We start from the raw sequence: 11350 nt of genomic DNA, 5'->3' as shown, positions 1-11350 counted from the left end.
CCCCTCCCGACGGGAGCAGCCAGAAAATCGTGCAAACCCCATGGTTTGCTCCACCGCATCGGGTGGTTACAGCTCGTTATCAGCACCGACCCAGTCGGCTGCCAATAACGGAAAAAGGCCGGTGGCAAGAGCCACCAGCCATCAGCCTGTCGCTTGACGCTCGGGCTGGAGGAGCAAAGTCGATGCTTATTTCAGCTCGACTTTAGCGCCTGCTTCTTCCAGAGTAGCTTTGGCTTTGTCGCCTGCGTCTTTCGAAACAGCTTCCAGAACCATGGCAGGAGCGCCGTCAACTACAGCCTTGGCTTCTTTCAGGCCCAGACCGGTCAGTTCACGTACTGCCTTGATCACGTTAACTTTCTTCTCGCCAGCTTCCAGCAGCATGACGTTGAATTCGGTTTGCTCTTCAACAACAGCGGCAGCAGCAGCTGGACCAGCCGATGCAGCAGCAGCGGTAACACCGAATTTTTCTTCGAAAGCTTTGATCAGCTCAACAACTTCCATTACGGACATGTTGCCAACTGCTTCAAGGATGTCGTTTTGAGAGATAGACATGAATCTAATTCCTGATTTGGGGACGGCCTACGCGACCATCGAAATAAACAAAAAACGCGAGAAGACGACGAGCCTTAGGCTGCGACTGCTTCTTTTTGGTCGCGAATTGCCGCCAGAGTACGAGCCAATTTGCTGGTAGCGCCTTGAATCACGCTCATCAGCTGAGAAATTGCTTCGTCACGGGTCGGCAAGGTTGCCAGTACGTCGATCTGATTAGCTGCGAGGAACTTGCCCTCGAACGCAGCTGCCTTGATCTCGAACTTGTCCTGACCCTTGGCGAATTCTTTGAAAATACGAGCAGCAGCGCCCGGATGTTCGTTCGAAAATGCGATCAGGGTCGGGCCGGTGAACACGTCGTTGAGAACACTGTATTCAGTGTCAGCAACAGCGCGCTTGAGCAGGGTGTTACGTACAACACGTACGTAAACGCCAGCTTCACGAGCCTCTTTACGGAGTCCGGTCATTGCGCCTACTGTTACGCCACGTGCATCAACCACGACAGCGGACAGAGCGACTTTGGCAGCCTCGTTGACTTCAGCGACGATGGCCTTCTTGTCTTCGAGATAAATTGCCACGGGTTTACTCCTGCTTGTTACCGTTTCATCTGGCCGAAGCCGGATGTCGTTTTGGTGTCTGATTCGGTAAGGAACCGGGAGCACCATCTGCGTAGGCTTTTGGTTTAAGACTTGCGTCGCCTACGGTCTTGGATAGCCCCCGCCAGGCAGGGACCCCAAATTTTCGAATGACGCGATCACTCGCGCCAGTCTTTGTCTTACGCGTCCAGCGAGCTCTGATCAATAATCAGACCTGGGCCCATAGTGGTGCTCAGGGTAACGCGCTTGACGTAGATACCTTTCGAGGAAGCAGGCTTGATACGCTTCAGATCAGCGATCAGGGCTTCAACGTTTTCCTTCAGCTTGACGGCATCGAAGCCCATCTTGCCAACGGAGGTGTGGATGATGCCGTTCTTGTCGGTGCGATAACGAACCTGACCAGCCTTGGCGTTTTTAACCGCGGTAGCTACGTCTGGAGTTACGGTGCCGACTTTCGGGTTAGGCATCAGGCCGCGAGGGCCGAGGATCTGACCCAACTGACCAACAACGCGCATGGCATCCGGGGATGCAATAACTACGTCATAGTTCAGGTCGCCGCCTTTCATTTCGGCAGCCAGGTCGTCCATACCTACACGGTCAGCGCCGGCAGCCAGAGCGGCCTCAGCAGCTGGACCCTGGGTGAACACAGCAACGCGAACGGTCTTGCCAGTGCCGTGCGGCAGCACAGTAGCGCTACGAACAACCTGGTCGGATTTACGCGGGTCAACACCCAGGTTTACAGCAACGTCGAACGACTCGCTGAACTTGACAGTCGACAGCTCAGCCAGCAGAGCGGCGGCGTCTACAATGTTGTAGGCCTTGCCTGCTTCGATTTTGCCGGCGATAGCCTTTTGACGCTTGGTCAGCTTAGCCATTACACACCCTCCACGTTAAGGCCCATGCTACGAGCAGAACCGGCGATAGTACGCACGGCTGCATCCATATCAGCTGCAGTCAGATCCGCGTTTTTGGTTTTCGCGATTTCTTCCAGCTGAGCACGGGTAACGGTGCCAACCTTAACGGTGTTCGGACGAGCGGAACCGCTGGTCAGACCGGCCGCTTTCTTCAGCAGAACCGAAGCAGGCGTGGATTTGGTTTCGAAAGTGAAGCTACGGTCGCTGTAGACAGTGATGATCACTGGAGTCGGCAGACCTGGCTCAAGACCCTGAGTACGGGCGTTGAAAGCCTTGCAGAATTCCATGATGTTCACGCCGTGCTGACCCAGAGCAGGACCAACAGGTGGACTTGGGTTAGCCTGAGCGGCCTTCACTTGCAGCTTGATGTAAGCGGTAATCTTCTTGGCCATGAGGCACTCCAATTACGGGTTCGAACGCCTCGAAAGGCTCCCCGGTTACTTGCGCGTTTATCCCAGTGACGACAAAACCCCACAGCCTAAGGCTGCGGGGTTGGGATGCTTTTCAGCTAGACCTTTTCGACCTGACTGAACTCCAACTCTACCGGGGTAGAGCGTCCGAAAATGAGCACCGCGACCTGGATCCGGCTCTTTTCGTAGTTAACTTCTTCAACAACGCCGTTGAAATCGGCGAATGGACCGTCATTGACACGTACCGTCTCACCTGGCTCGAACAACGTCTTCGGCTTCGGCTTATCGCTACCATCAGCAACGCGACGCAGAATCGCTTCTGCCTCTTTATCCGTAATAGGTGCAGGCTTATCGGCGGTACCGCCAATGAAACCCATCACTCGAGGAGTATCCTTGACCAAGTGCCAAGTACCCTCATTCATATCCATCTGAACCAGCACGTAACCTGGGAAGAATTTACGTTCACTTTTGCGCTTCTGGCCATTACGCATTTCAACCACTTCTTCAGTGGGAACCAGAATTTCGCCGAAGCCATCTTCCATGCCAGCCAGCTTCACACGCTCGACCAGCGAGCGCATAACATGCTTCTCGTAACCCGAGTAAGCATGAACAACGTACCAACGCTTAGCCACGGGACACCCTTAGCCAACAATCAAGGAAACAAGCCAACCGAGCAGGGAATCAAGCCCCCACAACAGCAACGCCATAACCAGAACAACAGCCACAACAATCAATGTGGTCTGCGTGGTTTCTTGGCGAGTTGGCCACACGACTTTACGGATCTCGGTGCGAGCTTCCTTAACCAGTACAAAGAAAGACTTGCCCTTCGCAGTCTGCAGGCCTACAAAGGCAGCTACAGCAGCGATGACCAGCAAAGCTAGTACACGGTACAGGATCGGCGAAGCAGAATAATACTGATTGCCAACAACGCCAACAACCACCAAGGCGACTACTACAAGCCACTTGAGCAGATCGAAGCGAGAGCCTTGAGCTTCAGCTTTAGGAGTCATCTATGAAGATCCTGTGAAAAGAAAGCCAGACACACCAAGTGAATCTGGCAGGTCAGGAGGGAATCGAACCCCCAACCTACGGTTTTGGAGACCGTCGCTCTGCCAATTGAGCTACTGACCTAAAACAAAATCAGGCCGACCATTATGCCGGCCCGAAAAAGACATTACAACTATTTACTCGATGATCTTAGCTACGACACCAGCGCCGACGGTACGACCGCCTTCACGGATAGCGAAACGCAGACCGTCTTCCATTGCGATGGTTTTGATCAGGGTAACAGTCATCTGAATGTTGTCACCTGGCATTACCATTTCAACGCCTTCTGGCAGCTCGCAGTTACCAGTCACGTCAGTAGTACGGAAGTAGAACTGTGGACGGTAGCCTTTGAAGAACGGAGTGTGACGACCGCCTTCTTCCTTGCTCAGAACGTAAACTTCTGCAGTGAACTTGGTGTGCGGCTTAACGGTACCTGGCTTAACCAGAACCTGGCCACGCTCAACGTCGTCACGCTTGGTGCCACGCAGCAGAACGCCGCAGTTCTCGCCAGCACGACCTTCGTCGAGCAGTTTGCGGAACATTTCAACGCCGGTGCAGGTGGTAACAGTAGTGTCACGCAGACCAACGATTTCCAGCGGATCCTGAACGCGAACGATACCGCGCTCGATACGACCAGTCACAACAGTACCGCGACCGGAGATCGAGAATACGTCTTCGATTGGCATCAGGAATGGCTTGTCGGTCAGACGAACTGGCTCTGGGATGTAGCTGTCCAGAGTTTCAACCAGTTTACGAACGGCAGTGGTGCCCATTTCGTTGTCGTCTTTGCCTTCCAGCGCCATACGAGCCGAACCGATGATGATTGGAGTGTCATCACCTGGGAAGTCGTAAGTCGACAGCAGGTCGCGAACTTCCATCTCAACCAGTTCCAGCAGCTCAGCGTCGTCTACCAGGTCAGCCTTGTTCAGGAAAACCACGATGTACGGAACGCCAACCTGACGGGACAGCAGGATGTGCTCACGGGTTTGCGGCATCGGACCATCAGCGGCCGAGCAAACCAGGATTGCGCCGTCCATCTGGGCAGCACCGGTGATCATGTTCTTCACATAGTCAGCGTGACCTGGACAGTCAACGTGAGCGTAGTGACGGATCTTCGAGTTGTACTCAACGTGCGCGGTGTTGATCGTGATACCACGCGCTTTTTCTTCCGGGGCACTGTCGATCTTGTCGAAGTCAACGATTGCCGAACCGAAAACCTCGGAGCAAACGCGAGTCAGAGCTGCAGTCAGAGTGGTTTTACCGTGGTCAACGTGACCAATGGTCCCAACGTTGACGTGCGGCAGGGAACGATCAAATTTTTCCTTAGCCATCGATATCACCCCTAGAAGAAATAATTAAGCAAAACTACATAGACCATTAAAACAAAGGCAGATATTTTCATATCTGCCTTGTTATATGGAGCTCTTGAGCGGATTTGAACCGCTGACCTCACCCTTACCAAGGGTGTGCTCTACCAACTGAGCTACAAGAGCGTAACACTTTGCACAACCTGCAAACTTGGAGCGGGTAGCGGGAATCGAACCCGCATCATCAGCTTGGAAGGCTGAGGTTCTACCACTAAACTATACCCGCGCAGCGTACAGCTCACGCTAAAATCTGGTGGAGGGAGAAGGATTCGAACCTTCGAAGTCGTAGACGTCAGATTTACAGTCTGATCCCTTTGGCCGCTCGGGAACCCCTCCTAATCAGGCCGGCATTCTACATCACGCCAAACCTCTGTCAAGCATTTTCTCATTTAAAAACCTGAGGTTAGCTGCGTTGACACACTTCACTTTGACAACCCATTCAGGTCTTCGCTGTGGAGCGGGCGCCATTCTATGCAAACTATTCAGCAGGTGCAACCCCCTCACACTGCATTATTTTATGTTTTAACTCATTGAATTCCTTGGAAAGGTTCTGCAGCTGCACATCCCCCAACAAACGCTGGCTTTCTGGCGCTATACGCAACCAATAACCCGGCCCCGGGAGATCGCCTTGCGAAGATTGAGTCTTCACTTCCATGGAAACCAGCCGCTGCTCTAGCGCCGACAACGTCTCCTGCCGGGAAAAACCGCCCAAAAACAGACACTCTCGCCCCACTCGCGGAGAACTTTGCTTCTCCTGCACCGACCCAGCCGTCTCGCTCAGCAAGCGAATATCCTGCTGAGCCCCCCGATACAAGCTGAGCGGCGTGACATCCTTGGCACGCATAGGCGCTTCCTGCTGATGCCAGACGTAATAAAATACATTGAGAACAAGGAGCAGAAGGAACAACCAACGCATACAAACCTCAGGACAAAGGACACGCCATGGCCAAGCCTACAAACACTAAGTCGGAAACAACCCTGGCCTCAGGTGCGACATCTGCAACCAAACCAGCATCACCACCCGTAATAAAGACGGTAAAACTCCCCCCCCAGTAGGAACGGGCCATCTCGATCTGAGTCAGCACAAACCCTCTCAGCATTAGTGAGCATCCACGCTCCACCGCCTCGACAGTCGTTCGCCCTGGGGCCTGACTGGTCAATGCAAGCTCTGCCGCGTGGTCTCCGTAACGAATTTTCCGAGTATGCGTACGCAATTGATTACGCATCAGTGGCATGCCTGGGCAAATGAAACCACCGAGATGCTCGCCATCAGCCGCGATGAAGTCGGCCGTCACAGCCGTGCCAAAATCAAGAACCAGGCATGCACCGCAAGCAAGATGAAAACCGCCAAGCATCGCCAACCAACGATCAAGGCCCAAGCGCTCGTAATCGTCATATCCATTCCTGACGCCGGACATTTCTCGCGCAGGCTTGGCACAGACGACAGAAACACTGAACTCCCGCTCGAGCAGCTCGATCAGGACTCCAGTCTCTTCAGTAGTCCGCACACTGACCAGACGACATTTGCACAGCGACAAGCCCTGGACAGCACTCAGACTATCAACCAGCGCCTTATCCGAGTCGACCACACCCTCCGCGACCACAGCGCACGACGCGGTAGCGAGCACGCGCCACTTGATAAAGCTGTTTCCACAGTCGAGCTCAAGAATCATCACGCAACCTCAAACTGAGCTCACCACCACTAAACACCTTTTCCACACCATCCACCTTCAAGCGCAGTGCACCTTGATTATCGACACCAAGCACCACGCCATCTATCTGACTAACACCAGCAATCAATGAAACCGGCCGCCCTTGCCACAAATGATCTCGCTCCCACTCCGACTGCAGAACTGAGAACCCACCTGCCTGATGACGCTGAATATGGGCTCGCAACTGCTCACTGAGCTCAGCAACCAATACATTTCGGTCACAGTTTTTACCTGACTCCAGACGTATCGATGTCCATTGCTGGTCGACCTCATTAGCATTCTGCATATTTACGTTAATGCCTATACCGAGCACGACGTGACATACGTCCGCAGGATCTCCAACAAGCTCCAAAAGAATGCCAGCGACTTTCTTGCGTCCGACCAGAACATCATTCGGCCATTTCAATCCCGCCGCAGGCACTCCAAGCTTTCGCAAGGTCTGCATAACCGCCAAGCCAACAACAAGGCTCAAGCCTTCGAGCTGACGCATCCCACCATCGATACGCAGGACAAGGCTGTAGTATAGATTTTCAGCAAAAGGGCTCACCCACTTCCGCCCCCGACGCCCACGCCCGGCGACTTGCCTCTCCGCGAGAACAAGGAATGGCGCAGGTCGACCTTGATTGATGGCTCGCAATGCTTCTGCGTTGGTAGAGTCGATGGAATCAAAGACGGCAACCGGCCAAATCGGAGCTAAAGCTTCAATCCTGAGAGGATCGAGCAACGTCAAAGGCGCCGCAAGCTGATAGCCGCGACCTCGCACCTTATTAATGGACAGCCCAAGCTCAGCTTCCAGATGCTGAAGCTGCTTCCATACCGCACTTCGACTGATACCCAGGGCGCCCCCGAGATCCGGACCAGAATGGAATCGCCCATCCTTCAAAAGATTCAACAACGTCAGCATGCAGATCTCGCCTCACGATAAGGCCCGAATAATAGCCATGCACTGAGCCGTTGCATAGAAATCAAGCAGACCACTTTCTGGCAGGCAAAACAAAACCCCAACTGCTTTCGCAATTGGGGTTTCGGAATTTAATCTTGACGATGACCTACTCTCACATGGGGAAACCCCACACTACCATCGGCGATGCATCGTTTCACTGCTGAGTTCGGGATGGGATCAGGTGGTTCCAACGCTCTATGGTCGTCAAGAAATTCGGGTACTGACTCGTGACCAGATGGCCTCGTTTCAGCAAATTGGGTATGTGATAGCTTTCGGTGTTTTGCAAGATCGAACTTTCGGTTCATTTCGTCTTCACACACCGCAATCTGGCCTTTCGACGCAAATTGCTTGGGTGTTATATGGTCAAGCCTCACGGGCAATTAGTATTGGTTAGCTCAACGCCTCACAGCGCTTACACACCCAACCTATCAACGTCGTAGTCTTCGACGGCCCTTCAGGGAACTCAAGGTTCCAGTGAGATCTCATCTTGAGGCAAGTTTCCCGCTTAGATGCTTTCAGCGGTTATCTTTCCCGAACATAGCTACCCGGCAATGCCACTGGCGTGACAACCGGAACACCAGAGGTTCGTCCACTCCGGTCCTCTCGTACTAGGAGCAGCCCCTCTCAAATCTCAAACGTCCACGGCAGATAGGGACCGAACTGTCTCACGACGTTCTAAACCCAGCTCGCGTACCACTTTAAATGGCGAACAGCCATACCCTTGGGACCGGCTTCAGCCCCAGGATGTGATGAGCCGACATCGAGGTGCCAAACACCGCCGTCGATATGAACTCTTGGGCGGTATCAGCCTGTTATCCCCGGAGTACCTTTTATCCGTTGAGCGATGGCCCTTCCATACAGAACCACCGGATCACTAAGACCTACTTTCGTACCTGCTCGACGTGTCTGTCTCGCAGTCAAGCGCGCTTTTGCCTTTATACTCTACGACCGATTTCCGACCGGTCTGAGCGCACCTTCGTACTCCTCCGTTACTCTTTAGGAGGAGACCGCCCCAGTCAAACTACCCACCATACACTGTCCTCGATCCGGATAACGGACCTGAGTTAGAACCTCAAAGTTGCCAGGGTGGTATTTCAAGGTTGGCTCCACGCAGACTGGCGTCCACGCTTCAAAGCCTCCCACCTATCCTACACAAGCAAATTCAAAGTCCAGTGCAAAGCTATAGTAAAGGTTCACGGGGTCTTTCCGTCTAGCCGCGGATACACTGCATCTTCACAGCGATTTCAATTTCACTGAGTCTCGGGTGGAGACAGCGCCGCCATCGTTACGCCATTCGTGCAGGTCGGAACTTACCCGACAAGGAATTTCGCTACCTTAGGACCGTTATAGTTACGGCCGCCGTTTACCGGGGCTTCGATCAAGAGCTTCGCGTTAGCTAACCCCATCAATTAACCTTCCGGCACCGGGCAGGCGTCACACCCTATACGTCCACTTTCGTGTTTGCAGAGTGCTGTGTTTTTAATAAACAGTCGCAGCGGCCTGGTATCTTCGACCGGCATGAGCTTACGGAGCAAGTCCTTCACCCTCACCGGCGCACCTTCTCCCGAAGTTACGGTGCCATTTTGCCTAGTTCCTTCACCCGAGTTCTCTCAAGCGCCTTGGTATTCTCTACCCAACCACCTGTGTCGGTTTGGGGTACGGTTCCTGGTTACCTGAAGCTTAGAAGCTTTTCTTGGAAGCATGGCATCAACCACTTCGTCATCTAAAAGATGACTCGTCATCAGCTCTCGGCCTTAGAATCCCGGATTTACCTAAGATTCCAGCCTACCACCTTAAACTTGGACAACCAACGCCAAGCTGGCCTAGCCTTCTCCGTCCCTCCATCGCAATAACCAGAAGTACAGGAATATTAACCTGTTTTCCATCGACTACGCTTTTCAGCCTCGCCTTAGGGACCGACTAACCCTGCGTCGATTAACGTTGCGCAGGAAACCTTGGTCTTTCGGCGTGGGTGTTTTTCACACCCATTGTCGTTACTCATGTCAGCATTCGCACTTCTGATACCTCCAGCAAGCTTCTCAACTCACCTTCACAGGCTTACAGAACGCTCCTCTACCGCATCATCCTAAGATGATACCCGTAGCTTCGGTGTATGGTTTGAGCCCCGTTACATCTTCCGCGCAGGCCGACTCGACTAGTGAGCTATTACGCTTTCTTTAAAGGGTGGCTGCTTCTAAGCCAACCTCCTAGCTGTCTAAGCCTTCCCACATCGTTTCCCACTTAACCATAACTTTGGGACCTTAGCTGACGGTCTGGGTTGTTTCCCTTTTCACGACGGACGTTAGCACCCGCCGTGTGTCTCCCATGCTCGGCACTTGTAGGTATTCGGAGTTTGCATCGGTTTGGTAAGTCGGGATGACCCCCTAGCCGAAACAGTGCTCTACCCCCTACAGTGATACATGAGGCGCTACCTAAATAGCTTTCGAGGAGAACCAGCTATCTCCGAGCTTGATTAGCCTTTCACTCCGATCCACAGGTCATCCGCTAACTTTTCAACGGTAGTCGGTTCGGTCCTCCAGTTAGTGTTACCCAACCTTCAACCTGCCCATGGATAGATCGCCCGGTTTCGGGTCTATTCCCAGCGACTAGACGCCCTATTAAGACTCGCTTTCGCTACGCCTCCCCTATTCGGTTAAGCTCGCCACTGAAAATAAGTCGCTGACCCATTATACAAAAGGTACGCAGTCACCCAACAAAGTGGGCTCCCACTGCTTGTACGCATACGGTTTCAGGATCTATTTCACTCCCCTCTCCGGGGTTCTTTTCGCCTTTCCCTCACGGTACTAGTTCACTATCGGTCAGTCAGTAGTATTTAGCCTTGGAGGATGGTCCCCCCATATTCAGACAAAGTTTCTCGTGCTCCGTCCTACTCGATTTCATGACTAAGAGATTTTCGCGTACAGGGCTATCACCCACTATGGCCGCACTTTCCAGAGCGTTCCGCTAATCTCAAAGCCACTTAAGGGCTAGTCCCCGTTCGCTCGCCACTACTAAGGGAATCTCGGTTGATTTCTTTTCCTCAGGGTACTTAGATGTTTCAGTTCCCCTGGTTCGCCTCTTGCACCTATGTATTCAGTACAAGATAACCATCTTATGATGGCTGGGTTCCCCCATTCAGACATCTCCGGATCAAAGTCTGTTTGCCGACTCCCCGAAGCTTTTCGCAGGCTACCACGTCTTTCATCGCCTCTGACTGCCAAGGCATCCACCGTATGCGCTTCTTCACTTGACCATATAACCCCAAGCAATCTGGTTATACTGTGAAGACGACATTCGCCGAAAATTCGAATTTCTCAATTAAGAGAACTCACAAATTTTACCTTAGCCTGATCCGTTACCAGTGAAAGTAACGTTCAGTCTATCTTTCTATCACATACCCAAATTTTTAAAGAACGAACTAGTCAAAGACTAGAAATCAACATTCACCATCAAACCGATGGAATGCTCATTTCTAAGCTTTCAAACTTCAGAAGCAGTAGTGGTGGAGCCAAACGGGATCGAACCGTTGACCTCCTGCGTGCAAGGCAGGCGCTCTCCCAGCTGAGCTATGGCCCCGTATTTCTACAGGTTCCCACACAAAATTGGTGGGTCTGGGCAGATTCGAACTGCCGACCTCACCCTTATCAGGGGTGCGCTCTAACCAACTGAGCTACAGACCCAATTTCGGGCTGCTTCTTTCGTCTTCTTCAATGAATCAAGCAATTCGTGTGGGAACTTATGGAGCAGCTGATGTCGTCGATTAAGGAGGTGATCCAGCCGCAGGTTCCCCTACGGCTACCTTGTTACGACTT

10 protein-coding genes, 6 tRNA genes and 3 rRNA genes (1 of these 19 only partly in view) are annotated in these 11350 nt (G+C 52.7%); all 19 read right to left on the bottom strand.

Going from position 1 to position 11350, the window contains the following annotated elements; genetic code table 11:
• Positions 1–186 precede the first annotated feature (186 nt).
• Positions 187–552 carry a 50S ribosomal protein L7/L12 gene (gene rplL, locus ACTWLJ_RS10115; protein WP_401221642.1) on the bottom strand — a complete coding sequence of 122 codons (366 nt, stop codon included), beginning with the start codon at positions 550–552 and terminating at the stop codon, positions 187–189.
• A gap of 74 nt (positions 553–626) precedes the next feature.
• Positions 627–1127: a 50S ribosomal protein L10 gene (gene rplJ / locus ACTWLJ_RS10110; RefSeq protein ID WP_401221645.1), complete on the bottom strand. Its 501-nt coding sequence runs from the start codon at positions 1125–1127 to the stop codon at positions 627–629.
• A gap of 197 nt (positions 1128–1324) precedes the next feature.
• Positions 1325–2020, bottom strand: coding sequence for a 50S ribosomal protein L1 (gene rplA / locus ACTWLJ_RS10105; protein ID WP_042561348.1), 696 nt, complete (start codon positions 2018–2020; stop codon positions 1325–1327).
• Positions 2020–2451, bottom strand: coding sequence for a 50S ribosomal protein L11 (gene rplK / locus ACTWLJ_RS10100; RefSeq protein ID WP_003176435.1), 432 nt, complete (start codon positions 2449–2451; stop codon positions 2020–2022). Before rplK ends, rplA begins: the two co-directional genes overlap by 1 nt.
• Positions 2452–2567: 116 nt before the next feature.
• Complete coding sequence (gene nusG, locus ACTWLJ_RS10095; protein WP_007916492.1) at positions 2568–3101, bottom strand: transcription termination/antitermination protein NusG; 534 nt, start codon at positions 3099–3101, stop codon at positions 2568–2570.
• 9 nt (positions 3102–3110) lie between these two features.
• On the bottom strand, positions 3111–3479 hold the full coding sequence (gene secE, locus ACTWLJ_RS10090; protein ID WP_007916493.1) for a preprotein translocase subunit SecE: 369 nt from the start codon (positions 3477–3479) through the stop codon (positions 3111–3113).
• A gap of 45 nt (positions 3480–3524) precedes the next feature.
• Positions 3525–3600 (bottom strand) — tRNA-Trp (locus tag ACTWLJ_RS10085).
• A gap of 53 nt (positions 3601–3653) precedes the next feature.
• Positions 3654–4847, bottom strand: a complete 1194-nt coding sequence (gene tuf, locus ACTWLJ_RS10080; RefSeq protein WP_017848801.1) for an elongation factor Tu — start codon at positions 4845–4847, stop codon at positions 3654–3656.
• A gap of 86 nt (positions 4848–4933) precedes the next feature.
• Positions 4934–5009: transfer RNA gene (locus tag ACTWLJ_RS10075), tRNA-Thr, on the bottom strand.
• 26 nt (positions 5010–5035) lie between these two features.
• A tRNA-Gly gene (locus ACTWLJ_RS10070) sits at positions 5036–5109 on the bottom strand.
• A gap of 25 nt (positions 5110–5134) precedes the next feature.
• A tRNA-Tyr gene (locus ACTWLJ_RS10065) sits at positions 5135–5219 on the bottom strand.
• A gap of 142 nt (positions 5220–5361) precedes the next feature.
• Positions 5362–5799, bottom strand: a complete 438-nt coding sequence (locus ACTWLJ_RS10060; protein ID WP_445180728.1) for a hypothetical protein — start codon at positions 5797–5799, stop codon at positions 5362–5364.
• A gap of 7 nt (positions 5800–5806) precedes the next feature.
• A complete protein-coding gene (locus ACTWLJ_RS10055) occupies positions 5807–6556 on the bottom strand; it encodes a pantothenate kinase (RefSeq protein ID WP_445180727.1) in 750 nt (249 codons plus the stop codon).
• Positions 6546–7499, bottom strand: a complete 954-nt coding sequence (birA, locus tag ACTWLJ_RS10050; protein WP_445180726.1) for a bifunctional biotin--[acetyl-CoA-carboxylase] ligase/biotin operon repressor BirA — start codon at positions 7497–7499, stop codon at positions 6546–6548. The genes ACTWLJ_RS10055 and birA overlap by 11 nt, the downstream gene beginning before the upstream one ends.
• A gap of 132 nt (positions 7500–7631) precedes the next feature.
• Positions 7632–7747 (bottom strand): 5S ribosomal RNA (gene rrf / locus ACTWLJ_RS10045).
• A gap of 150 nt (positions 7748–7897) precedes the next feature.
• Positions 7898–10791 (bottom strand): 23S ribosomal RNA (locus ACTWLJ_RS10040).
• A 247-nt stretch (positions 10792–11038) separates the two neighbouring features.
• Positions 11039–11114, bottom strand: a tRNA-Ala gene (locus tag ACTWLJ_RS10035).
• A 27-nt stretch (positions 11115–11141) separates the two neighbouring features.
• Positions 11142–11218: transfer RNA gene (locus ACTWLJ_RS10030), tRNA-Ile, on the bottom strand.
• Between the two features lie 81 nt (positions 11219–11299).
• A 16S ribosomal RNA gene (locus ACTWLJ_RS10025) occupies positions 11300–11350 on the bottom strand; it runs 1486 nt beyond the window's last position.
• The 16S, 23S and 5S rRNA genes sit together here with 2 tRNA genes alongside, the layout of an rRNA operon.

This window comes from Pseudomonas sp. McL0111, from assembly GCF_052567255.1.
Note: the sequence above shows the minus strand (reverse complement) of the source record. Positions and strands in the feature narration are given on the sequence as shown.